This window comes from Dyella sp. CR10 (assembly GCF_055814425.1).
In genome coordinates, this window is sequence record NZ_CP185986.1 from 2,572,610 (window position 1) to 2,594,946 (window position 22,337).

Genomic DNA, 22,337 nt, shown 5'->3' on the forward strand with positions numbered 1-22,337 from the left:
CGAACTTAGACTCCCAGGGCCACGCGCACCACCGCCAGCACGCTGGCGAGCGCGCCCAGCACGGCGATGAACTTGATCAACACCAGCGACACCACTTCCAGCCAGCGGGTGTGCACGTAGTCTTCGATCACCACCTGCAGGCCCAGCACGGCATGCCAGAACGCGGTGATGGAAAAAGCGATCAGCAACAGCGCGTTCCACGGCTTGGCGACGGCCGCCTTGGCGGTGGCGTAGTCGGCATGCAGCAGGCCGAGCACGAAGATCACGAACCAGATGCCCAGGAAGACCAGGCCGGCGGCCGTGACGCGCTGGGTCCACCAATGGCCGACGCCGGACTGGGCCGAGCCGAGGCCACGCGCGCGCTTGAGCGGATTGCGCAGATCCTTCACGTTGGCGCTCATGCCGCACCCCCGGTCATCACGTAGGCCCAGACGAGCACGGTGAGCACCAGGCTGCCGATCACCGACAGCCAGCTCGAGCGGACGAACTGGGAAATCGCATAGCCAGCGCCGGCGTCCTGCACCAGATGACGAATGCCGTTGCACAGGTGGTAGAACAGCGCCCAGCTCCAGCCGAACAGAAGGACGAGGCCCACCGAGCTGCCTACGCAGGTCTTGAACTGGCTGAAGCTGGCTTCGCCGCCGGCCAGGGCCAGCAGGCCCCACATCACCAGCAGAGTACCGACCGCGAGCGCGATGCCGGTGGCACGATGCAGGATGGAGGTCACCATCTGCACTTGCCACTTGTATACCTGTATATGTGGAGAGAGCGGTCGTTGCGTGTTTGCCATGGCGGCTATCCTGTGTGGAATCGCTGATGCCCGAGCCGTCCCCTGGATCGCCACGTCGACGCCACGCGCCGACGCGGCGGATCAGAAGTCGATACAGCGCCCGTTCTTTTCCCAATCGCCGTAGCGCGTGGGATCGGGAGCCGGCCGCTCCGTCGGCACCTTGCCCTCCTCCTTGCCTGCAGGCGCGGAAGAACCCTCCGCCGGAGCGGAAGCGGGCTTGGATTCGGTTTGGGAGGACGTATCGGACATGGTTTCAGTTAGCCGCCGAAGGTTAATACTTGCGTAAAGTCGGCACAACCTTGACGACTGCCGTCCAGCTTGACCAAGGCCGCCAGCCTGGCCGACTTGCAGACGCCTCCCGCCGCCCCCATCCCGCCCCTCATGCCTGACCTATACCAAGCCGAAACCCTGCTCATCGACGGTCCCGACGCGGTCGCTTTCGCGCAGTCCCAGTTCAGCGGCAACGTCTCCGAACTCGCCATCGGCCACTGGCAGTTCAACGCCTGGCTGGATGCCCAGGGGCGCGTGCGTGCCCTCTTCCATCTTGCGCGACTGGACGAGCAGCGTCTTCTGCTGATGCTGCGCGGCGGCCGTGCCGCGCCGCTTGCCGATGCACTGCGTCGATTCGTGTTTCGCTCGAAACTGACGCTGCAGGCACTGCCTTCGCGCACGCTCGCCCGCGCAGCAGCACTGGAGTTGCATGCCGTCCATATCGACAGCGATTCCGTCGTGCTCGGTTGCGGCACGCACGGACTTGCGATAGACGCGCATGAAGACGATGCATGGCGCGCCGAGCAGATACACATGGGCTGGCCATGGCTTCCCGATAGCGCGATCGATGCACTCCTGCCACCTGCGCTTTCGCTCGAGCGGCTCAACGCTGTCGCTTTCGACAAAGGCTGCTTTCCCGGGCAGGAAATCGCGGCGCGCCTGCACTATCGCGGTGGCCATAAGAGGCATATGCATTGCGTCGTATTGTCGCGAGCAATTGTTCCCGGCAGCGTGCTGAGCGACGGTGTGCAGGACGTGGCGATCGTGCTCGATAACGTGCCGCGCGATGGAAGAAGCATCGGGCTGGCGATCATCACCGATACGCTCGCCGAACATGGAAAACAGCACACGCTTCAATGCGACGGACAAGATATCGATATCGAATTGAGTGAACGCTGGCCGGCATGAAAACCCGTGCATGCGCGCGTGCTTCGCGCGAGATATCGCGATGTTCTTGCGAGTGTGAGCAGAATGTGAACTTAGCGTGCACGGCACTTGCCATAACCCAGACCTGCCACTAGGCTCCGCCGGTCAAATCTCAAAGACACCTCACTGAAGGTGTCGGCATACGCGACGAACCGGAGGGGTCCGGATCGGCGCGACCCGGCAAAAAAGCCGGAGGAAACAACCGCCAGCGAGCGGCACAGAGTTGCAGGCCATCGGGTTCGCCATACCGCCCGAGCAACGCCAAGCAGCAGTAACGAGCGGCATCGGATCAGTCGCTCAACGCCACATCCCGTGGCAAACCGCACCAGCCACAAGTTTCGGCAGGCGCGTGTTCAATCCAGGTGGAACGGCCTGCCCGCCCGTCCACCGCAACGGCGCACTGGTTCAGCAGTATCGGACTGACGCGTACAGCACGTTGGAGGCAGACAATGAAACTTTCGATGCTGTTGTGGCTTGCGTCCGTGCTGCCCCAACCCCTCGCCGACCAGACCTGCCTGGCGACGACGGTTTATCTCGAAGCCCGCAGCGAGTCGACCATCGGCCAGTTCGCCGTGGCCGAAGTAGCCCTTCGCCGCCGCGATCGCGGTACCTGGGGCAAGAACGTGTGCGAAGTGGTTACCGCGCCGCGACAGTTCGCCATCACCACCACGGCCAGCAATTTCGAAGTGACCGACCTCGGCGCCTGGAGCAAGGCCTGGAAAGTCGCCGGCGACTCCATCCTCAACTGGAGCCTGCCGATGAACGAACGCATGGTCTATGTGCCGCATGCCGATCATTTCGCAACGACGTCGGTATCGCCCGCATGGAGTTCCAGCCGCGTCGTGCGTACGATCGGCGAGCATGCGTTCTACGCGGTCAACTGACCCCTCGCAAAACCCATAAAAAAAGGCCCTCGTTTCCGAGGGCCTTTTTTATTTGGACGTCCAGACGTCTATCAACGGCGATAGTAGATTCGGTTGTTGCGAATCTCGACGTAATCTCCCTGGCGCACCTGCGGATCATCCGCCTGGGTCACCGTAGCGTAGCGACCGTCATCAAGCCGCACCGTGATCTGATAGGCCTGGTCCGGACCGCTGTTGCGCTTGCCCACCTCGTTGCCAACGGCGCCACCGGCAACGGCGCCGACCACCGTCGCCGCAGTACGGCCGTTGCCCTTGCCCACCGTATTGCCAAGCAGACCGCCGGCCACCGCACCGATCACCATACCCAGTGGCGATGCGCTCTTATCGACATTGACGACGCGAATGTCTTCCACCGTGCCGCATTGCGCACAGCGGCTGGAACCGTAGCCGCCGTTGTCATATCCGCCACCACCGTAATAGCCACCACCCGAGCGGGGTGGCGGCGTGGCACATGCAGCCAGCAGCGCGAAGCAGCCGGCAAGAGCTGCGGTAGCCAGACGTTTGCCTATGGAAGTGCTCATGGCGTGCTCCTCGTTAGAAAGGTCAATGTGCGTCAGAGACGGCAACTACACCTTCCTGCACCTGCACGCGGTCACCCGGATCGTGGTCCATGCGAATCGTACGGGTCACACCGTTGTATTCGTACGCCACGTCGTAGCCGATGACTTTATCGCCGGCCTTGTCGGTCACGGTGCTGCAATGGCGCTCGGTCGAGGAGACGACATTGTTCTCCTGACGGTTCTTCTGGATCTCATGGCCCGCATAGCCACCACCAACGGCACCGGCAACCGTCGCCAGCGTACGGCCCTTGCCGCCACCGATCTGGTTGCCGAGCAGGCCGCCCGCGACCGCGCCAATGGCGGTACCGGCGATCTGGTGCTGATCCTTGACCGGCGCGCGGTGAGTCACCACTTCGTCACGGCAGACCTGGCGAGGAGCGCTCGCCTGCTCGCGAACCGGCGTGACGCTGACCACGCGGGCGTACTTCGGACCCGCAGCCGCTTGCGACTGCGCAGCCATGCCACCCACGCCGCCATCGGCATTCGCGTCGCGGTTACAGGCCGTGAGGCCGACCGCAAGCACGGCGCCAAGTCCCAGATTCAGCGCGGAAATGACCAACCTGCTCATAATGTTCTCCTGTAGGGACCACTGACGCACCTTGCGCCATTTCAGAGCGATCCGTGGTGAAATTGAACGCTCGGTCAACTGAATAGCGGCTTAGACCGAGCCGACTCATCCTAGCCCCTTCAGCGCCCCTTTCCTGTGATCGATCTAACCGATAGCCACGCGCACCTGGACGACCGCAGCTTCGACGCCGACCGCCCCGACGTGCTGGACCGCGCACGCAAGGCAGGCGTCAGACACGTCGTCGTTCCAGCCATTCATAAAGACTCATGGGCGGAGATCGAGCACCTGTGCACCAGGCACCCTGAAGCGCTGCCCGCCTACGGCATGCATCCGATCTACCTGGATCGCCACCAGCCGGAACACGTGGAAGAACTGCGTGCCTGGCTGGCAGAACATCGCGCGGTGGCGGTAGGCGAGATCGGCCTGGACTTCTTTCTGGAAGAACTCGATCGAGTTCGCCAACAGCACTATTTCGAGCAGCAGCTACGCGTCGCTCGCGACTTCGACCTTCCGGTCATCATCCATGCGCGACGCGCGGTCGATGAAGTCACAGCCACGCTTCGACGCATCGGCGGCCTGCGCGGCGTCGTGCACAGCTTCTCCGGCAGCGAGCAACAGGCAGAGCAGCTGTTACGGCTCGGCTTTTGCCTGGGCATCGGTGGCCCGGTGACTTACGAGCGCGCACAACGCCTTCGCCGCATCGTCGCCAACATGCCGCTCGAACACCTGTTGCTGGAAACCGATGCCCCCGACCAGCCCGGCGCGGGCCATCGCGGGGAGCGCAACGAACCGGCCCACATTACCGAGGTGCTGCGCATCGTGGCCGAGCTACGCGGCGACAGCGAAGCGAATATCGCGGCCGCAACCACGTCCAACGCATCGAAGCTGTTTCGCCTGTCCTGAACTCACTTGCGGCCCCACATGGGCGACTGCTAACTTAATAGTTCACTGAAGAAATATTTCCTGGTGAAATGTCAGGCCTGATCAACCGCATCGATCACATGAACGCAGGCATCCATCGCGCCAGCGAGAGCGTGCCCGGCCTGCCCGTGCGCGAGGCCGTGCTGTTGCGCATGCTGCTGATGACAGGCAATGCGGTGATCGAAGAGATCGAGCGCATCCTCAAACCCTACGGCCTTAGCGACAGCGATTTCCGCACGCTGATGATGGTCTACACGGCACCGGATGGCCGCACTTCGCCCAGCGAGCTGTGCGGCTTCGCCCAGCAGAGCCCGACCAACATGACGCGCATCACCAACGTACTGGTGAAGCAGGGCTTCATCACGCGCGCATCGAGCGACGAGGATCGCCGCCGCGTCGAGCTGAGCATCACCGCGGCGGGTCGACGCTTCGTGCGCAAGCTGCTGCCGACGCTTTTTCCCCGCGTTCACGGCGCTTTCGCGAGCCTGAGCACCGCCGAACAGAAGACTCTCGATCACCTTCTGCGCAAGGTGGCCGCCAACATCGATCAACTCGTCGGATCGGACAGCCATCCATGATCGCCTTATCTTCTCTGCGCCGCTCCCTCGGCCCGCGCGCGACCTTGCTTGCCACGGTCGCCGCAGCCCTCGCCGGCTGCGCGATTCCCTCGAAAGTGCAGCATCCGACCCTGCGTGATGAAGTCCCCCTGGCCGGCCTCGAAGCCCCGGCACGCGCAGGCTGGCCCGAAGCTGAATGGTGGCGCCAGTACCAGGATTCACAACTGGACGACTTGATCGCCCGCGCCATGAGGGGATCGCCCGACCTGGCCCAGGCGCGGTCGCGCCTGGAATCCGCACAGCAGTCGATCCGCATCGCCGCTGCTCAGGCCGGACTCAGCGTCAACGGCAGCGCGCAGGTGACGCGCCAGCGCATGAGCGAGAACGGCCTGATTCCCTCCAAGTTCCTCGGTTTCACCTGGTACAACCAGGGCGACCTCGGCGTACAGGCCCAGTACGACTTCGACTGGTGGGGCAAGCAGCGCGCGACGATAGAAGCCGCCGTCGACCAGGCCCGTGCCGCCGAAGCGCAGCACAGCGCCGCCGCGCTGGCGATCCAGAACGCGGTAGCGGACACCTACTTCGGCTGGCTGGCCGACGAGGCTCGCATCGAGGTTGCCCGCCGGCAGGTCGCCACCCAGGACCAGTTGGTGCGCGTGGCCGAACTGCGCGTGCGCCAGGGCGTGGACCTGCCGGACGAGGCGCAGAAGGCCCGGATCCAGCAGGCCTCGGCGCGCGAACTGCAGGTCGCGCTGGAAAGCTCGGCGAAGATCCGCCAGACCGCGCTGGCCAGCCTGCTCGGTGTCGCGCCCGCCGAACTGCCGCCGCTCACGCCACGGGCGCTGCCGGCGATCGACGGCGGCCTGCCCGCCAATGTCGGCGTCGACCTGATCGCACGCCGCCCGGATATCGCCGCCAGCCGCTGGCAGGTCGAGGCCGCACTCAAGCAGACCGATGTAGCTCGCGCCGAGTTCTTTCCCGACCTCAGTTTGTCGGCCATGGCTGGCCTGTCCAGCATCGACCTGGACAAGATGTTCCATGCTTCAAGCCGCGTGTTCGCGCTGACGCCTGCTCTGCACCTGCCGATCTTCAACAGCGGCCTGTTGCAGGCGAACTTCCGCGCCAGCAAGGCGCAACTGGATGCCGCGGTAGCGCAGTACAACGGCACCGTACTGTCCGCCGCGCGCGATGTTTCGCTGCAGAGCCTGACCGCGCAGCAACTGGCCGCTCGACGCAAGGAACAGGCGGCGCAGATCGCCGCCAACGACCGCCTGCTGGCCAGCGCGCAGGCACGCGCGCGCCAGGGCGTGCGCGACATCCGCGAATCGCTGGGCGCACAAGGGCAACTGCTGCAGGCCCGCGACGATGCGCTCAGCCTGCAGGCCCAGGCGCTATCCACCGATCTGTCGCTAATCAAAGCGCTGGGCGGCGGCTACCGCGTCACCGACGAGCAGGCCGCACCGACCTCTTCCACATTGAACCCCATCGCCGGAGACGCCGATCATGAGCGCCACTGATTCCGCTACGAAGAAGGACGAGAACGACAGCGGCCTGGCCGCGAAGAACCCGGCCAAGCGGCGCCGCGCTTTGCTCATCGTCGCGCTGATCTTTGTGGTACTTGGCCTGGGCTGGTTCCTGCTATGGCTGCTGGTCTTTTCCAAGCGCGAAACCACCGATAACGCCTACGTGGGCGGCAACCAGGTGGCAATTTCCGCGCAGGTTCCCGGCACGGTGGTCGCGATCCTCGCCGACGATACCCAGCGCGTGGACGCAGGCCAGGTGCTGGTCCGCCTGGACAGCACCGATGCGGACGTGCGCCTGCGCCAGGCCAGCAGCGCCTTGGCCCAGGCCGTGCGGCAGGTGCGCCAGCAGACCGATTCGGCAACCAGCGCTGATGCGGCCGTGGCCGCCCGGCGCGTGGACCTGAAGAAGGCCCAGGCCGATCTGCAGCGCCACCTTCCTCTGCTGGCCGAGCACGCCGAAGCGCCGGAAGTCGTGCAGCATCTGCGCGACGGCGTGGAACAGGCGCAAACCGCGCTCGATGCCGCCATCGCTCAGGCCAGCGCCTCGCACGCCGCGATCGAAGGCACCGATATCGCGCAGAATCCGGCCGTCGAACAGGCACGCGCCAATTTCCGCGCGGCCTGGGTCGCCGCCCAGCGCAACGCGATTTATGCGCCAGTCTCCGGCTATGTCGCCCAGCGCAGCGTGCAGGTCGGCAACAGCGTACAGCCGGGCCAGCAGCTGATGACCGTGGTGCCGCTGCATGACCTGTGGATCGACGCCAACTTCAAAGAAAGCCAGCTCCGCCACATCCGCATTGGCCAACCCGCCCGCTTCTCCGCCGACGTGTACGGCGGCGGCGTGGCATTCCACGGCAAGGTGATCGGCCTGGGTGCTGGCACCGGCAGCGTGTTCTCCCTGCTGCCCGCGCAGAATGCGACCGGCAACTGGATCAAGGTCGTGCAGCGCGTCCCCGTGCGCATCGCCATCGACAACAAGGATCTCGACGAGCATCCGCTGCGTATCGGCCTCTCCACCGAAGTGACCGTGGACATCACCGACGACCGCGGCGCGGTGCTGGCGCAGACCCCGGCGCAGACGCCGACGGCCGAAACCAAGGTGTACGAGCAGATGGCCGCCAAGGCCGACGCGGAAGCCGAAAAGATCATCGGCGACAACCTCAGCCGCGGCGAGAGCCGCTGAGCCCTGACGCCCCATGGCCGCCACGCCCAACGACGCCGCACCCGGCGAAGCCGCGCCCCTGAAGCCGCTGCAAGGCGGCGCCCTGGTCCTGCTGACCATCGCGGTCGCGTTCAGCACCTTCATGGAAGTGCTGGACATGACTATCGTCAATGTCGCCGTGCCACATATCGCCGGCAGCCTGGGCGTAAGCGCCAGCGAAGGCACCTGGACGATCAGTTCCTACGCGCTGGCCAGCGCGATCATGCAGCCGCTTACCGGATGGCTGGCGCGGCGCTTCGGCGAAGTAAAGACCTTCATCGGCTCGGTCGGCCTGTTCGTGGTGTTCTCGATGCTGTGCGGCCTGGCCACCAGCATGCCGATGCTGGTGATCGCCCGCCTGCTGCAAGGCGCCGGCTCCGGCCCCATGGTCGCGCTATCACTTACCCTGCTGCTATCGAGCTACCCGAAGGCCAAGCAAGGTATTGCGCTGGCGATGTGGGCGATGACCGTCGTGGTGGCGCCGATCTTCGGCCCGATTCTGGGCGGCTGGCTCACCGACAACTTCTCCTGGCCATGGATCTTCTACATCAATGTGCCAGTGGGCGCGCTGGCGGCGGTGATCACCTGGGGGCTGCTGCACAAGCGCGAGACCAAGACCTACAAGACGCCGATCGACATCGTCGGCCTGACCTTGCTGGTGGTCGGCGTGGGCTGTCTGCAGTTCATGCTCGACAATGGCAACGATAACGACTGGTTCGCCTCCACCATGATCACGGTGCTGGGCATCACCGCGCTGGTGTGCATCGTGTTCCTGATCGTGTGGGAGATGCACGCCAAGCACCCTGTGGTCGACCTGTCGCTGTTCAAGCGGCGCAATTTCACCGTGGGCGTGACGGCGCTGTCACTGGGCATGATGGCGTTCTTCGGCATCAACGTGGTGTTCCCGCTGTGGCTCCAGACCACGCTGGGCTACACCGCGACCTGGGCGGGCCTGGCTACCGCGCCGGTGGGCGTGCTGGCTTTCCTGATGTCGCCGGTGATCGGCGCCAACATCAACCGCCTGGACCTGCGCGCGGTGGTGACGGTGGCCTTCCTGATCTTCGCCGGCACCTCATGGTGGTTCTCCAGTTTCGATAGCTCGGCCTCGTTCTCCACCCTGGTGCTGCCGCGCTTCGTGATGGGCGCGGGCATCGCCTGCTTTTTCATTCCTTTGAATCAGATCTACCTGTCGGGCCTGCCGGGTGAGCAGATCGCCAGTGCCTCAGGCCTGGCGAACTTCTGCCGCACGATGGGCTCGAGCGTGTCCACTGCGGTGACGGTGACGATCTGGCAGCATCGCGGCGATTTTCATCACGCGATCCTCACCGAAAGCGTGTCGCCAGGCCATCCGGCAGCCACCCAGTATCTGCAGGGGCTCGCTCAGGGCGGCCTGTCCGGCATGCGAGGCCTGGGCGTGGTAGATCAGGTCCTTACCCGGGAGGCGCTCACCCTGGCGGTGAACGACGTGTTCTGGCTGTGTGCCGTGCTGTTCGTGGCATTGATCCCCGTGCTCTGGTTCGCCAGGCCCCCCTTCGGGAGTGCGGGTGGCGCCGTAGGCCATTGATCAACAAGATCGATTTAAATTTTTGCTGCACCTCCCGAGGTGCAGCATGATGTGCCCTTGGCGACTGGTGCGGCGCAATACGTTCTGGTAGTTTCCGCCGCATGGCACAAACGATCCGCATCATCAAGAAGTATCCGAACCGTCGCTTGTACGACACGGAGATCTCCAGCTACATCACGCTGGAAGAGGTCCGTCAGCTCGTCCTGGACGGCGAAACCTTCGAAGTCCGCGATGCCAAGTCCGGCGAGGACCTGACCCGCTCCGTGCTGCTGCAGATCATTTCCGAGCACGAAGAAAAGGGGCAGCCGATGCTGTCGCCGCAGCTGCTGAGCCAGATCATCCGGTTCTACGGCGACTCGCTGCAGGGCTTCATGGGTCCCTATCTGGAGCGCAGCCTGCAGGTCTTCCTGGATCAGCAGCAGCAATTCCGCAACCAGTTGAACAGCCTGCTCGGCCAGACGCCGTGGTCGATGCTCAATGAGCTCACCCAGCGCAACATGGACGCGTGGAAGTCCATGCAGAGCGGCCTGCTCGACGCCGCCAGCCAGGCGTCCAGCGCGACCAAGCCCGGCACCAAGAAGTAGGCCCTTTCGATCTTCCGCGCCGGCGCCCCATGGGCGCCGGCGTTTTCCTGCGCAATAGCCGCTGCGGCACAACACGTGCTGCCTTGCGGCATGAACGAGTAATCGCCCCATGACTCGTATCGCCATCGTTACAGGCGGCATCGGCGGCCTCGGCACGGAAATCTGCCGTCACTTGGCCCTTGCCGGCCGCCAGGTGATCGCCGCCGACCTGCCCTCCCGCAGCGAACGCGTCGAAGCCTTTCAGGCAGACATGGCTGCGTTCGGTGGCGCGATACGCTTCGAGCCCGTGGACGTCAGCAGCTTCGCCAGCTGCGGCGAGCTGATCGCCCGCGTCGAAGCGGCCCACGGCAGCGTCGACGTGCTGGTCAATGCCGCCGGCATCACCCGCGACACCACGCTGCGCAAGATGGAACCGCAGCAATGGCAGGAGCTGATGCGAGTGAACCTCGACGGTGTATTCAACATGTGCCGCCACGTGGTCGAGGGTATGAGCGCGCGCGGTTTCGGCCGCATCGTCAACCTCAGCTCGGTGAACGGCCAGACTGGCCAGTTCGGCCAGACCAACTACGCCGCCGCCAAAGCCGGGGTGCATGGCTTCGGCATGGCGCTGGCACGGGAAACGGCGCGCAAAGGCGTCACCGTGAACACCGTCTCGCCGGGTTACTGCGATACGCCCCTGGTCGCCGCGGTACCGGCCGAGATACGCGCACAGATCATCGAGGACATCCCCGTAGGCCGGCTCGGTTCGCCCGCCGATATCGCCCGCGCCGTGTGCTTCCTTGCGGCCGACGATGCCGGCTACATCACTGGCGCCAATCTGCCGGTCAATGGCGGCTACTTCATGAGCTTCTGAAGCGCGGGTCGGCGACGGCTCGCTGACGCGCGTGGCCGCCTGATAAAGTGCCGCGATCCGATCGGCGGAACGCACCATGGCGCAAGCGACGCAGCCCTCCATCACCCTTATCGGCGGCGGCCTGGTGGGCGCCCTGCTTGCCCAGCAACTGGCTCGGCGCGGCTTTCCCGTCGATGTCTACGAAAAGCGCCCGGATCCACGGCTCGCCGGCTTCGTCGGTGGCCGCTCGATCAATCTGGCCCTTGCCGAACGCGGCCTGCAGGCGTTGCGCACGGCAGGACTGGCGGATGACGTACTGCAGCGCGCGGTGATGATGCGCGGACGCATGGTGCATACGCGCGATGGCCGTTCCGGCCTGCAGCGCTACGGCGTGGACGATAGCGAAGTGATCTGGTCGGTATCGCGCGGCGCGCTCAACATGCTGCTGCTGGACGCCGCCGAAGCAGCGGGCGCGCGCTTCCATTTCGGCCAATCGCTGGTCGCTGCGGATTTCGACGCGCGGCGCATCCGTCTGACCGACGAACACGGCCGCGAGCGCGACATCGATGCCGGCGTACTGATTGGCGCCGACGGTGCGGGCTCTGCGCTGCGTACCGCCATGCACGCCTATCGTCCACTCGGCGAGCGAGTGGAAGCGCTCGGGCACGGCTACAAGGAGTTGGAAATTCCACCGGCTGGCCGCCTTCCGGCGGCCCTGCTGGGCGGCAGCGGCGGGCACGACCAGTTCGCCATCGAGCCGCACGCGCTGCATATCTGGCCGCGCGGCGGCTACATGTGCATTGCCTTGCCCAATACCGAGGGCAGCTTCACGGTGACGCTGTTCCTGCCAGCCCAGGGCGCCCATCCGAGTTTCGCCACGCTGCCGGATGCAAAGGCCGCCGAAGCGTTCTTCCGCGACGACTTCCCGGACCTGCTGCCGCTGATCCCCGACTTCGCCGAGGACTATGCCGGTCACCCGGTCGGCACGCTTTCCACCCTCTACCTCGATCACTGGCACCTGGATGGCCGCGCATTGCTGATCGGCGACGCGGCGCACGCAATCGTGCCGTTCCACGGCCAGGGCATGAACTGCGGCTTCGAGGATACGGTGGCGCTGGCGCAACTCCTCAGCGAAACGCCGGGCGACACCGCCGCGGTATTCGCCGCCTTCCAGCGCATCCGCCAACCCAACGCCAACGCCATCGCCGCGATGGCGCTGGAGAACTACGTGGAGATGCGCGATTCCGTGGCCGATCCGCACTACCTGGCCAAGCGCGAACTGGGGCTGCTGCTGGCCGAACGCGCACCGGCGCATTTCATGCCGCGCTATCGCATGGTGACCTTCACCCACCTGCCCTATGCCTACGCTTATGAGCGCGGCCGCGCCCAGGATCAGCTGCTGCAGCAATTGCTGCGAGGCTCGGCCGATCCGCGCACGGTGGAACTCGACGCTGCCGTCGCGACGCTCAAGGCCACGCTGCCTCCGCTTCCCAGCCTGCGACATGGATGAACACCTGCTCGCCGCCTACCGCACCACCGACTATCGGGTGCGTCTGCGGCGGGGCGGCTGGGCCGCGATCCAGATCGGAGACAGCCTGCCGCCGGCTCTTGCGGCCCTGGCAGGCGAGCGACATTGGGGCTTTATCACCGCCTGGAATCCGCGCTCCGAAGCGCATCCGCGCGCGCTGAACCGGCAAGCCCAGCGCGAGCTGCTGGCGGCGCTGCGCGACCTGCCCGAAACCATATCGATCCGCGTGGGCGTTGGCGTCGGCCAGCACTGGCACGAGGCCAGCCTGTTCGCGGTCGGGCCAGAGGCCGAAGCGCTCGATGCGCTGGCCAGGCACTTCGGGCAGAACGCTTACGTCCATGGCCAAGGGGCTCACGGCGAGGCGGCACTGCGCCTCATGGACAAGCCCGACGGCCATTGCGGACAATCGCCCGGATGACCGCTTCGCCCGCTCAGCCACCGCTCCTGGAAGCCAGAGCGCTCGCCTTCCTGCGACAGGACGAGCCGGTGTTCGGCCCGCTCGATTTTCGCCTCGACGCAGGCGAGGTGAGCTTGGTGGAAGGCGACAACGGCAGCGGCAAGACCACCCTGCTGCGCATTCTGGCCGGCCTGCTGCACGTGGACGAAGGCGAGCTGTACTGGCAAGGCCAACCTTGGCGTCGCGACGCGCACCTGGGGGACGTCCTGTTCCTCGGCCACCACCTGGGCTTGAAGGCCGATCTTTCCCCACGCGAAAACCTCGCTGTCGCCGCAGGACTGTATGGCCGGCGGGAAGACCTGGGCATCGACCATGTTCTGCGCGACATCGGCTTGCAGGGCTATGAGGACGAACCCGTGCGGCGCCTTTCCGCCGGCCAGAAGAAACGCGCGGCGCTGGCACGGTTGCTGTTGCTGCCGGCGACGCTATGGCTGCTCGACGAACCCTACGCCAACCTGGACCGCACCGGCATCGAGCTGGTCAATACCCTGCTCGCGCGACATGCGGCGCGCGGCGGTGCGGCGCTGGTTACCAGCCACGGCGCGGTGAGCTTCCTCGGCGGCGAGCCGCGGCGCATCCGGATGCACGCATGAGCAGGCCTTCACTCACCACGGCTTGTGCCGCACTGCTGCGACGCGACCTCACCCTGGCTTGGCGCCGCCGTGGCGACATCGCCATGCCGGTGCTCTACGCACTGATCGTGGCCACGCTGTTCCCGTTCGCGCTCGGTCCCGAGGAGGCGCTGCTGCAGCGTATCGCCGGTGGCGTGGTGCTGGTGACGGTGCTGCTGGCCATGCTGCTGGCGCTGGACGCGATGTTCCGCGGCGACATCGAGGACGGTTCGCTGGAACAGCTGATGCTGGCGCCGCAGCCGCTGGCGCTGATGCTCGGCATGAAGATCCTGGCTCACTGGATCACGACCGCACTGCCGCTGATCGTGATCGCGCCCCTGCTCGCCGGCATGCTGCATCTACCGGGCGCCGCGATGCCGGCCCTGCTGCTCGCGCTAGTGCTCGCCACGCCCCTGCTCAGCCTGCTCGGCGCCATCCTGGTGGCGCTGACGGCCGGCACGCGGCGCTCTGGTATGCTCCTGGCGCTGATGCTGCTGCCGCTGTGCGTGCCGGTGGTCATCTTCGCCGCCGGCGCGGTCGCCGCGGCCCAACAGGGGTTGCCCTGGCTGGCTCCGGTGCTGTGGCTGGGCGCGGCCCTGGCCCTGGCTCTGGTGCTCGCGCCACTGGCCTGCGCCGCCGCTCTCCGTATCGCCCTGGATGCCTGACACATGGCCAACTGGATCCCGCTCTGGCTGCACAAGCTCGGCTCTCCGCCGATCTTCTACCGCTTTGCCGGCACGCTGCGGCCCTGGGCCATGGCGCTGGCGCTGCTGCTGGGTGCGACAGCACTTTACGGCGGCCTGGTGCTCGCGCCGGCCGACTACCAGCAGGGGGACGCCTACCGCATCATCTTTATCCACGTGCCCAGCGCCTGGATGAGCCTGTTCATCTACGGCGTGATGGCGTTGGCCTCATTCATCGCCCTGGTCTGGCGCATCAAGCTGGCTGAAGTGGTGGCGATGGAATCGGCGCCGATCGGCGCCGCCTTCACCTTCATCACCCTGGTAACCGGTTCGCTGTGGGGCAAGCCGATGTGGGGCACGTGGTGGACCTGGGACGCCCGCCTTACCTCCGAGCTGGTACTGCTGTTCCTCTACCTGGGCGTGATCGGCCTCTATCACGCCTTCGAGGACCGGCGGCAAGGTGCGCGCGCCGCGGCCTTCCTCGCCATCATCGGCATCGTCAACGTGCCGATCGTGCATTTCTCGGTGAACTGGTGGAATACCCTGCACCAGGGCTCCACCGTGCGCATCCTCGGCCCCTCGAAGATGAGCGGCGACATGCTGTGGCCGCTGCTGACCATGATGGCCGCCACCAAGTTCTATTACATCGCCAGCCTGTTCGGTCGCGTGCGCGCCGACCTTCTGGCGATGGAGAGCGGCAAGGATTGGGTGCGGCAGATCGCCGAACGTGAGGCGCGCCCATGAGCCAGTTTTTCGCCATGGGCGGTTATGCGGCCTATGTGTGGCCGGCGTACGCAGTGTTCTTCATCGTGCTGATCGCCGATTACCTCGCGCCGGGCATCCGCCGCCGGCGCCAGCTGCGCGAACTGCGCGCCCGCCTGGCGCGACAGAGCGCGCGCCAGCAACGCAACCCGACGCCCTCGTCCTGACACTTACCCCGACGGGGCGACGACGCAGAGTGACTCCATGAATCCCACCCGCAAACGCCGGCTCACCATCGTGCTTCTCGTTCTGGCCGCGGCCGCCGTGGCTATCGGCCTGACGGTGTTCGCGCTGCAGCAGAACATGAACTACCTGTTCACCCCGAGCCAGGTGCAGACCGGTGAGGCGAGCGCATACAAGACCTTCCGCCTCGGCGGCATGGTGAAGGCCGGCTCCATCCAGCGCAGCGCCGATTCGCTCAAGGTGACCTTCACCGTGGTCGACGCCAATGGCGCGATGCCGGTGGAATACACCGGCATCCTTCCGGACCTGTTCCGCGACAACCAGTCGGTGATCGCCACCGGTCATATGGATAACGCCCGCTTCATCGCCACCGAAGTGCTGGCCAAGCATGACGAGACCTACATGCCGAAGGAACTGAAGGACGCCATGGCCAAAGCGCACCAGGGCAAACAGGTGAACGAGGCCGCCGCGCAGGACAAACCGCAATGACGCCGGAACTGGGACAACTCGCGCTGATCCTGGCCCTGCTGCTCGCGCTGGCGCAGGGCGTGCTGCCGCTGCTGGGTGCCTGGCGCGGCAACGGTGCGCTGATGGCGGTGGCGCGCCCGGCCGCGGCCGGTCAGGCCGTGTTCGTGACGCTATCGTTCGCGCTGTTGAGCTGGGCCTTCCTGCATTTCGATTTCTCGGTGCGCTACGTCGCCGACAACTCCAACCTCGCCCTGCCCTGGTACTACCGGCTGGCCGCAGTGTGGGGTGCACACGAAGGTTCGCTGCTGCTGTGGATCTTCATCCTCAACCTGTGGACCGTCGCGCTGGCCGCACTCAGCCGCAACCTGCCCGACGTATTCGTCGCGCGCGTGCTGGGCGTGCTGGGCCTGATCGCGGTGGGCTTCCTCGCCTTCATCCTGTTTACTTCCAATCCGTTCGAACGCCTGCTGCCGATGCCGCCGGATGGCGGCGACCTCAATCCGGTGTTGCAGGATCCAGGCATGACCTTCCACCCGCCCGTGCTGTACATGGGCTACGTGGGCTTCTCGGTGGCGTTCGCCTTCTCCATCGCGGCCTTGCTCGGCGGCGAGCTCGAACAGGCATGGGTCCGCTGGGCGCGCCCATGGACCAATGTTGCATGGGGCTTCCTTTCCGCCGGCATCGTCGCAGGCAGCTGGTGGGCCTATGCGGAACTCGGCTGGGGCGGCTGGTGGTTCTGGGACCCGGTGGAGAACGCCAGCTTCATGCCCTGGCTGGTGGGCGCCGCGTTGATCCATGCGCAAGCGGTGACCGAGAAGCGCGGCTCGCTGCGCGCCTGGACCATCCTGCTGTCGATCTTCGCCTTCTCGCTGTCGCTGCTGGGCACCTTCCTGGTCCGCTCGGGCGTACTCACGTCGGTGCACGCCTTCGCCTCGGACCCGCGGCGCGGCCTGTTCATTCTGTGCTTCCTGGCCGTGGTGGTGGGCGGATCGCTGCTGCTGTACGCGCTGCGCGCGCCGAAAGTGGCCGGCGGCAAGCCGTTCGGCGTGGTTTCGCGCGAGACGGCCATCCTCATCGGCAATCTGATGCTGACGGTCGCGGCGGCCATGGTGCTGCTGGGCACGCTGTTCCCGTTGCTGGGTGACGCGCTCAACCTGGGCAAGATTTCGGTGGGGCCGCCCTACTTCGGCTTCCTGTTCACTCTGCTGATGATTCCCGTGGTACTGCTGCTGCCGTTTGGTCCGTACCTGCGCTGGGGCGACAAGGGCGGGCTTGCGCTGCTCAAGAACGTAGCCATGCGTGCAGGGCTTGCGGCCGTGGCCTGTGCGATTGCGGCGGCTTTCGCCACCGGCTGGCAGCTCAAGGCCGTCGCCGGCACGGCCGCTGCGGTGTGGTGCGGCGTCGGTACCTTGCTCTATGTGATCAAGCGCTGGCGCGATATGCCGGCCGGCCGCCGTTATCCGGCGGAAATGGCCGGCATGCTGCTGGCGCACCTCGGCGTAGGCGTCTTCCTTGCCGGCGTATTGCTTACCGAAGCATTGAGCGTGGAACGCGACGTACGCATGGCACCGGGCCAGACGCAGAGCATCGGCGGCTACGATTTCCGCTTCGATGGCGTGCGCGTCGCCGACGGCCCCAACTGGCAGGGCGATCAGGGCACGGTCACGGTGATGCGCGACGGTCGCGAGATCGCCGTCATGCATCCGCAGAAACGCACCTACACGCGTGGGCAGGTGCAGACCGAATCGGCGATCGATCCAGGCGTCACCCGCGATCTGTACGTCGCCCTCGGCGAGCCGATGGACCACAACGATCCGGAAGGCGCGTGGGCGCTGCGCCTCTACCACAAGCCGTTCGTACGCTGGATCTGGGCTGGCGGCTTGCTGATGATGCTGGGCGGCTTTTTCAGCGCGGCGGACCGGCGCTTTCGCACGCGCCGTGCGGAAGCCGCTGAACCTGCCCTCACCCGTCCCGCCGCGCAGGAGTCGCACGCGTGAGTCGCTTGATTCCTTTCTTCGGCTTTCTGTTGCTGGTGGCGCTGTTCGGTTTCGGCATCTGGTGGAACACACGGCACGATCAACGCGAAGTACCCTCGCCGCTGATCAACAAGCCCGCCCCCGAGTACGCGCTGCCGAAGCTCGACGATCCGGCGCAGACGGTCACCCGCGAGGCCATGCTCGGCAAGCCTTACCTGATCAACGTGTTCGCCAGCTGGTGCGTGGCTTGTGGCGAAGAGCACCCGGTGTTGATGAGCGAAGGCCAGCGCATTGGCTTGCCGCTGGTGGGCTACAACTACAAAGATGAGCCGGACGAGGCCAAGGCCTGGCTGGCCAAGCATGGCAACCCCTACAGCCTGGTCATCGCCGATCGCGAAGGGCGTACCGCCATCGATTTCGGCGTGTACGGCGCGCCGGAGACGTTTCTCGTCGATGCCAAGGGCGTGATCCGTTACAAGCGCATCGGCCCGCTCACGCCACAGGCCATCGAGAAAGAACTGAAGCCCGCCATCGCTGCCCTGCAAAAGGAGGCGCCATGAACGGCGCTATCCGCGCACACCGCGAGCATGGCCTGCTTCGCCGCCTGCTGCTTGCGCTGGTCTTGGCTGTGTTTTCCGGTGCACTCGCCGCGCAGGCGATCGACCCCCTGCCTTTCAAGGACCGCGCCGAGGAGGCGCGCTTCCAGCAGCTGACCCGCCAATTGCGCTGCCTGGTCTGTCAGAACGAAAACCTCGCCGACTCCAACGCCGATCTCGCGCGCGATCTGCGCCACCAGGTGTTCGAACTGATGCAGCAAGGCAAGAGCGACGACGAGATCAAGCAATACCTGGTCGACCGCTATTCCAAGTTCGTGCTGTACGACCCGCCGATCGACGGCAGCACGCTGCTGCTGTGGTTTGGTCCGCTGCTGATCCTGCTCGCCGGCGCGGCGGTGGTGGTGGTCACGGTCCGCAAGCGCAACCGCGCAACGGCCACGGCCGCCAGCGGCCAAGGCACGATCGACGAAGGGGACGATTGGTGAAGATCGCTTTCTACCTCGCCGCCGCGGCAATGATCGCTGCGGCACTGGCCTTGCTGTTGGTCCCGCTGATCAGGCATGGCCGCCGGCAAGGCCGTCCGCGCGGCATCTTCGCGCTCGCACTGATAGTCGCTTTCGTGCTGCCGTTGGGCACGGTGGGTCTGTATCTCGCGATCGGAACACCTGTCGCGCTGAATGGCGTTGAGAAGCAGGCTGACCAGGCGCTATCGATCGACGAAGCGGTGGCCCAGCTGCGCACGCACCTCGTACAGCAACCGGACGATACGCAAGGCTGGCTGCTGCTCGCACAGACCTACGCCACGATGCGCAAGCCTGGTGAGGCGCGCGACGCCTATGACCAGGCGCTGCGGCTGGATTCGGCCAACACCACCGCCATGGTCGGCTGGGCGGAAGCTGACTCCATCGCGCGCACCGATCACCGTATCGAAGGGCGTTCGCTCGAACTGCTGGAACGTGCCGTGCAACAGGAGCCGGATAACCAGCGCGGCCTGTGGCTGCTCGGCATCAGCCAGTTCCAGCACGACCGCTACGCCGAAGCTGCCACGACCTGGCGCAAGCTGCAGCCTCTGCTCGAACCCGGCTCGACGGTGGCCAAGGCCGTGGCCGAGCAGATTGCCGTGGCGGATACCCGGGCCGGCGGTACTCCGGTCGCCAGCGAGGCGGCCACGGCGAAGGCCAGCGGCCCAGCCATCCAGGTGCAGGTCTCTCTCGCGCCGTCCCTGAAGGACAAACTCGCGCCTGGCGATACGCTCTTCGTCTATGCACGCGCCGAACAGGGTCCGCCCATGCCGTTGGCGGTAGCCAGGCTCGATGCGGCGACACTGCCTGCGTCCGTTACGCTGACCGATGCCATGGGCATGACACCACAGCTCAAGCTGTCGTCCGCCTCCCGCGTCTTCGTCGGCGCGCGCGTCAGCAAAAGCGGCCAGGCTGTCGCCCAGAGCGGCGATCTGGAAGGTGATGCGGGCGTGATCGATGTCGATGCCAAAAGGCCCGTGAAAATCGAGATCGACAAGGTCCATTGATGAGCCACGACGCGCGCCATTATTTCGACCTGCCTTCGCCCTTTCCCATGAAGCGGGGCGGCGAGCTGCGCGGCGCCCGCGTAGCTTATGAAACCTGGGGTCGGCTGAGCGAAGCGCGCGACAACGCGGTGCTGATCCTTACCGGCCTGTCGCCTAGCGCGCATGCCGCCTCGAACGAACAGGATCCGTCGCCAGGCTGGTGGCAAGACATGATCGGCCCCGGCAAGGCGATCGATACCGACCGCTGGTACGTCATCTGCGTGAATTCGCTGGGCAGCGATAAAGGCTCCACCTGCCCCGCTTCGGTCGATCCGGCCACCGGCGAGCCCTACCGCTTGAGCTTTCCCGAATTGGCACTGGAGGATGTCGCCAATGCCGCGCACGCGGCCGTCCGCGGCCTGGGCATCAAGCGCCTTGCCTGCCTCATCGGCTGCTCGATGGGCGGCATGAGCGCACTCGCCTATATGTTGCTGCACCCCGACAGCGTGCGTACGCACATCAGCGTGGACACCGCGCCGCAGGCCCAGCCGTTCGCCATCGCCATCCGTTCGCTGCAACGTGAGGCGATCCGCCTCGATCCCCACTGGAACAACGGCCGCTACGACGACGCGCATTACCCGGAAACAGGCATGAGCATCGCGCGCAAGCTCGGTGTGATCACTTATCGCTCGGCGATGGAATGGAATGGCCGCTTCGCACGCATCCGCCTGGAGGCAGAGCAGCGCGACGATGATCCATTCGGCTTCGAGTTCCAGGTGGAATCCTACTTGCAGGGACATGCGCAGCGTTTCGTGCGCGGCTTCGACCCCAACTGCTACCTCTACCTTTCGCGTGCCAGCGACTGGTTCGACATATCCGAATACGGCGATGGCAGCATCCAGGAAGGCCTGAAACGCATCCGTATCGAGCAGGCGCTGGTGATAGGCGTGAGCACCGACATCCTGTTTCCGCTCGAGCAGCAGGAACAGATCGCCGAAGGCCTGGGCGCGGCCGGCGCCGCGGTCGAGTTCGTGGCGCTGGATTCCCCTCAGGGGCACGACGCCTTCCTGGTAGACATTGAGAACTATAGCCGGGCCATCGGGGGCTTCCTGAGCCGACTGTAACCCTCCTGGGCGCCGTCCCTGCCCTGGGCTGATAAGATCTGTCCCTATCGTAAAGTCGCCTTTTCGAGAACCGCATGCTTACCGTGGAATTCCCCGGCTGTCGCAAGCTCATCGATGCCATCGACACCGCCGTCACCAAGCCAACCACGCCCGAGATCACCGACAGCCTCCGCAATAGCCTTTGCCAGCTGATCCGCGGTCAGGAGGTCAAGCTGCCCGACTGCGTCTTCGAGACCGCCGAAGGCCGCTACGCGCGACGCGAGCTGTACCGCAGCGAGGACCACGGGTACTGCGTGGTTGCCATGACCTGGGGCCCGGGCCAAGGCACTCCGATCCACGACCACTGCGGCATGTGGTGCGTGGAAGGCGTCTGGAGCGGCGCACTGGAAGTGGTGCAGTACGAGCGCCTGAGCGACAACGACGGCCAGTGGCGCTTCCAGCCCGTAGGCTCGATCCAGGCCGGTCCCGGCTCCGCCGGCAGCCTGATCCCGCCCCACGAGTACCACACCATCCGCAATCCCAGCGACGACGCAGTGGCCGTCAGCCTGCATATCTATTCCGGCCAGATGACCCATTGCGCCATCTTCAAGCCCGTCGGCGCCAGCCAGTGTTACGAGCGCACCGATCGCCAACTGGGTCTCGACCCCGTCCACTGAACCCGGCATAATGTTTCGCTGCAATGCCGGTGTGGCGGAATGGTAGACGCGGCGGACTCAAAATCCGCTTCTGGCGACAGAGTGTAGGTTCGAGTCCTATCACCGGTACCAAGAGAGTCCAAGGACGTCCCATAGAGTCCACGGAACACAAGAAAAACCCGCAAATATGCGGGTTTTTTTATGCCTGCCGTCCAGGCACGTCCAGGGGTGTCTCCCAGAATCTCGCCCCTTTTGGGGGTATATCTGGGGGTACGTGGGGATATCGCCCCCAGACCCGTCAACTGGATACCCCCAGATGTCGATGCTCATCACCGACGTTGCACTACGCAAGGCGAAGCCACAGGACAAGCCCTACGAGATCGCTGTAGGCAATGGCCTTTACCTGCTCGTGAACCCCATCGGCTCGAAGCTGTGGCGATGGAAGTACCGCGTCGCCGGCAAAGAGAAGTTGCTGGCACTTGGCTCCTACCCCATCGTGTCACTCCAGGACGCGCGCCAGCGTCACGAGGAGGCCAGGAGGCCTAGCCCAAGGCCAAGATCCGAGTGAGCTGCGGAGGGCCGAGAAGGCAGCCAGGAATCCAAGCAGAGGCTATCGCCTCGGACAC

The 22,337-nt window shown here is 65.5% G+C and carries 28 protein-coding genes and 1 tRNA gene; 24 read left to right on the forward strand and 5 right to left on the reverse strand.

The features are described from left to right. Window positions 1-5: 5 nt before the first annotated feature. From sdhD to ACNR9O_RS11565, 3 genes are all read right to left on the reverse strand, one after another. On the reverse strand, window positions 6-401 hold the full coding sequence (gene sdhD / locus ACNR9O_RS11555; protein ID WP_473680393.1) for a succinate dehydrogenase, hydrophobic membrane anchor protein: 396 nt from the start codon (window positions 399-401) through the stop codon (window positions 6-8). Beyond that, window positions 398-790, reverse strand: coding sequence for a succinate dehydrogenase, cytochrome b556 subunit (sdhC, locus tag ACNR9O_RS11560; RefSeq protein ID WP_473680391.1), 393 nt, complete (start codon window positions 788-790; stop codon window positions 398-400). Before sdhC ends, sdhD begins: the two co-directional genes overlap by 4 nt. Before the next feature lie 81 nt (window positions 791-871). Further along, complete coding sequence (locus tag ACNR9O_RS11565; RefSeq protein ID WP_473680389.1) at window positions 872-1,039, reverse strand: DUF1674 domain-containing protein; 168 nt, start codon at window positions 1,037-1,039, stop codon at window positions 872-874. A 69-nt stretch (window positions 1,040-1,108) separates the two neighbouring features. Here ACNR9O_RS11565 and ygfZ point away from each other — a divergent pair, with 69 nt between their 5' ends. Both ygfZ and ACNR9O_RS11575 read left to right on the forward strand, forming a co-directional pair. After that, window positions 1,109-1,969 carry a CAF17-like 4Fe-4S cluster assembly/insertion protein YgfZ gene (gene ygfZ, locus ACNR9O_RS11570; protein ID WP_473680387.1) on the forward strand — a complete coding sequence of 287 codons (861 nt, stop codon included), beginning with the start codon at window positions 1,109-1,111 and terminating at the stop codon, window positions 1,967-1,969. Between the two features lie 467 nt (window positions 1,970-2,436). Continuing rightward, the gene (locus ACNR9O_RS11575) at window positions 2,437-2,871 is read left to right on the forward strand and encodes a cell wall hydrolase (protein WP_473680385.1); all 435 of its coding nucleotides are present in this window, start codon (window positions 2,437-2,439) and stop codon (window positions 2,869-2,871) included. Window positions 2,872-2,942: 71 nt separating this feature from the next. On the opposite strand, the gene ACNR9O_RS11580 is transcribed toward ACNR9O_RS11575, so the two are convergent. Continuing rightward, window positions 2,943-3,431 carry an outer membrane lipoprotein gene (locus tag ACNR9O_RS11580; RefSeq protein ID WP_473680383.1) on the reverse strand — a complete coding sequence of 163 codons (489 nt, stop codon included), beginning with the start codon at window positions 3,429-3,431 and terminating at the stop codon, window positions 2,943-2,945. Window positions 3,432-3,453: 22 nt separating this feature from the next. Further along, entirely contained in the window at window positions 3,454-4,038 is a 585-nt protein-coding gene (locus ACNR9O_RS11585; protein ID WP_473680381.1) for a glycine zipper 2TM domain-containing protein, read from the reverse strand. A 135-nt stretch (window positions 4,039-4,173) separates the two neighbouring features. Between ACNR9O_RS11585 and ACNR9O_RS11590 the strand changes: the two genes are divergently transcribed. The 22 genes from ACNR9O_RS11590 to ACNR9O_RS11695 all read left to right on the forward strand — a co-directional run bounded on the left by ACNR9O_RS11590 (window position 4,174) and on the right by ACNR9O_RS11695 (window position 22,279). Continuing rightward, entirely contained in the window at window positions 4,174-4,941 is a 768-nt protein-coding gene (locus ACNR9O_RS11590) for a TatD family hydrolase (protein ID WP_473680379.1), read from the forward strand. Between the two features lie 68 nt (window positions 4,942-5,009). Next, window positions 5,010-5,537, forward strand: coding sequence for a MarR family winged helix-turn-helix transcriptional regulator (locus ACNR9O_RS11595; RefSeq protein ID WP_473680377.1), 528 nt, complete (start codon window positions 5,010-5,012; stop codon window positions 5,535-5,537). Beyond that, complete coding sequence (locus ACNR9O_RS11600; RefSeq protein ID WP_473680376.1) at window positions 5,534-7,033, forward strand: efflux transporter outer membrane subunit; 1,500 nt, start codon at window positions 5,534-5,536, stop codon at window positions 7,031-7,033. The genes ACNR9O_RS11595 and ACNR9O_RS11600 overlap by 4 nt, the downstream gene beginning before the upstream one ends. After that, window positions 7,020-8,222, forward strand: coding sequence for a hypothetical protein (locus ACNR9O_RS11605; protein WP_473680374.1), 1,203 nt, complete (start codon window positions 7,020-7,022; stop codon window positions 8,220-8,222). The genes ACNR9O_RS11600 and ACNR9O_RS11605 overlap by 14 nt, the downstream gene beginning before the upstream one ends. Window positions 8,223-8,235: 13 nt before the next feature. Continuing rightward, window positions 8,236-9,804, forward strand: a complete 1,569-nt coding sequence (locus tag ACNR9O_RS11610) for a DHA2 family efflux MFS transporter permease subunit (RefSeq protein WP_473680372.1) — start codon at window positions 8,236-8,238, stop codon at window positions 9,802-9,804. A gap of 101 nt (window positions 9,805-9,905) precedes the next feature. Continuing rightward, complete coding sequence (phaR, locus tag ACNR9O_RS11615; protein WP_473680370.1) at window positions 9,906-10,388, forward strand: polyhydroxyalkanoate synthesis repressor PhaR; 483 nt, start codon at window positions 9,906-9,908, stop codon at window positions 10,386-10,388. A 109-nt stretch (window positions 10,389-10,497) separates the two neighbouring features. After that, window positions 10,498-11,241, forward strand: coding sequence for an acetoacetyl-CoA reductase (phbB, locus tag ACNR9O_RS11620; protein WP_473680368.1), 744 nt, complete (start codon window positions 10,498-10,500; stop codon window positions 11,239-11,241). A gap of 76 nt (window positions 11,242-11,317) precedes the next feature. Further along, window positions 11,318-12,730 carry an FAD-dependent oxidoreductase gene (locus ACNR9O_RS11625; protein ID WP_473680366.1) on the forward strand — a complete coding sequence of 471 codons (1,413 nt, stop codon included), beginning with the start codon at window positions 11,318-11,320 and terminating at the stop codon, window positions 12,728-12,730. Next, entirely contained in the window at window positions 12,723-13,166 is a 444-nt protein-coding gene (locus ACNR9O_RS11630) for a DUF3293 domain-containing protein (protein ID WP_473680364.1), read from the forward strand. The genes ACNR9O_RS11625 and ACNR9O_RS11630 overlap by 8 nt, the downstream gene beginning before the upstream one ends. Beyond that, complete coding sequence (gene ccmA, locus ACNR9O_RS11635; protein ID WP_473680362.1) at window positions 13,163-13,798, forward strand: cytochrome c biogenesis heme-transporting ATPase CcmA; 636 nt, start codon at window positions 13,163-13,165, stop codon at window positions 13,796-13,798. Before ACNR9O_RS11630 ends, ccmA begins: the two co-directional genes overlap by 4 nt. Further along, the gene (gene ccmB / locus ACNR9O_RS11640) at window positions 13,795-14,481 is read left to right on the forward strand and encodes a heme exporter protein CcmB (RefSeq protein ID WP_473680360.1); all 687 of its coding nucleotides are present in this window, start codon (window positions 13,795-13,797) and stop codon (window positions 14,479-14,481) included. The genes ccmA and ccmB overlap by 4 nt, the downstream gene beginning before the upstream one ends. Window positions 14,482-14,484: 3 nt before the next feature. Beyond that, window positions 14,485-15,243 carry a heme ABC transporter permease gene (locus ACNR9O_RS11645; protein ID WP_473680358.1) on the forward strand — a complete coding sequence of 253 codons (759 nt, stop codon included), beginning with the start codon at window positions 14,485-14,487 and terminating at the stop codon, window positions 15,241-15,243. Beyond that, entirely contained in the window at window positions 15,240-15,428 is a 189-nt protein-coding gene (gene ccmD, locus ACNR9O_RS11650; RefSeq protein WP_473680356.1) for a heme exporter protein CcmD, read from the forward strand. The genes ACNR9O_RS11645 and ccmD overlap by 4 nt, the downstream gene beginning before the upstream one ends. A gap of 37 nt (window positions 15,429-15,465) precedes the next feature. Continuing rightward, window positions 15,466-15,933 (forward strand): cytochrome c maturation protein CcmE, encoded by a 468-nt coding sequence (ccmE, locus tag ACNR9O_RS11655; RefSeq protein WP_473680354.1) that lies wholly within the window; start codon window positions 15,466-15,468, stop codon window positions 15,931-15,933. Continuing rightward, window positions 15,930-17,909, forward strand: a complete 1,980-nt coding sequence (locus tag ACNR9O_RS11660) for a heme lyase CcmF/NrfE family subunit (protein ID WP_473680352.1) — start codon at window positions 15,930-15,932, stop codon at window positions 17,907-17,909. The genes ccmE and ACNR9O_RS11660 overlap by 4 nt, the downstream gene beginning before the upstream one ends. Beyond that, entirely contained in the window at window positions 17,906-18,448 is a 543-nt protein-coding gene (locus ACNR9O_RS11665) for a DsbE family thiol:disulfide interchange protein (RefSeq protein ID WP_473680350.1), read from the forward strand. The genes ACNR9O_RS11660 and ACNR9O_RS11665 overlap by 4 nt, the downstream gene beginning before the upstream one ends. Next, window positions 18,445-18,930, forward strand: a complete 486-nt coding sequence (locus ACNR9O_RS11670) for a cytochrome c-type biogenesis protein (protein ID WP_473680348.1) — start codon at window positions 18,445-18,447, stop codon at window positions 18,928-18,930. Before ACNR9O_RS11665 ends, ACNR9O_RS11670 begins: the two co-directional genes overlap by 4 nt. Beyond that, on the forward strand, window positions 18,927-19,973 hold the full coding sequence (locus ACNR9O_RS11675; protein WP_473680346.1) for a tetratricopeptide repeat protein: 1,047 nt from the start codon (window positions 18,927-18,929) through the stop codon (window positions 19,971-19,973). The genes ACNR9O_RS11670 and ACNR9O_RS11675 overlap by 4 nt, the downstream gene beginning before the upstream one ends. Next, window positions 19,973-21,076 (forward strand): homoserine O-acetyltransferase MetX, encoded by a 1,104-nt coding sequence (gene metX / locus ACNR9O_RS11680; RefSeq protein ID WP_473680344.1) that lies wholly within the window; start codon window positions 19,973-19,975, stop codon window positions 21,074-21,076. Before ACNR9O_RS11675 ends, metX begins: the two co-directional genes overlap by 1 nt. A 74-nt stretch (window positions 21,077-21,150) precedes the next feature. Beyond that, complete coding sequence (locus tag ACNR9O_RS11685) at window positions 21,151-21,732, forward strand: cysteine dioxygenase family protein (protein WP_473680342.1); 582 nt, start codon at window positions 21,151-21,153, stop codon at window positions 21,730-21,732. 25 nt (window positions 21,733-21,757) lie between these two features. Continuing rightward, window positions 21,758-21,843: transfer RNA gene (locus ACNR9O_RS11690), tRNA-Leu, on the forward strand. Window positions 21,844-22,027: 184 nt separating this feature from the next. Beyond that, window positions 22,028-22,279: an Arm DNA-binding domain-containing protein gene (locus tag ACNR9O_RS11695; RefSeq protein ID WP_473680340.1), complete on the forward strand. Its 252-nt coding sequence runs from the start codon at window positions 22,028-22,030 to the stop codon at window positions 22,277-22,279. The last annotated feature ends 58 nt before the right edge of the window (window positions 22,280-22,337 follow it).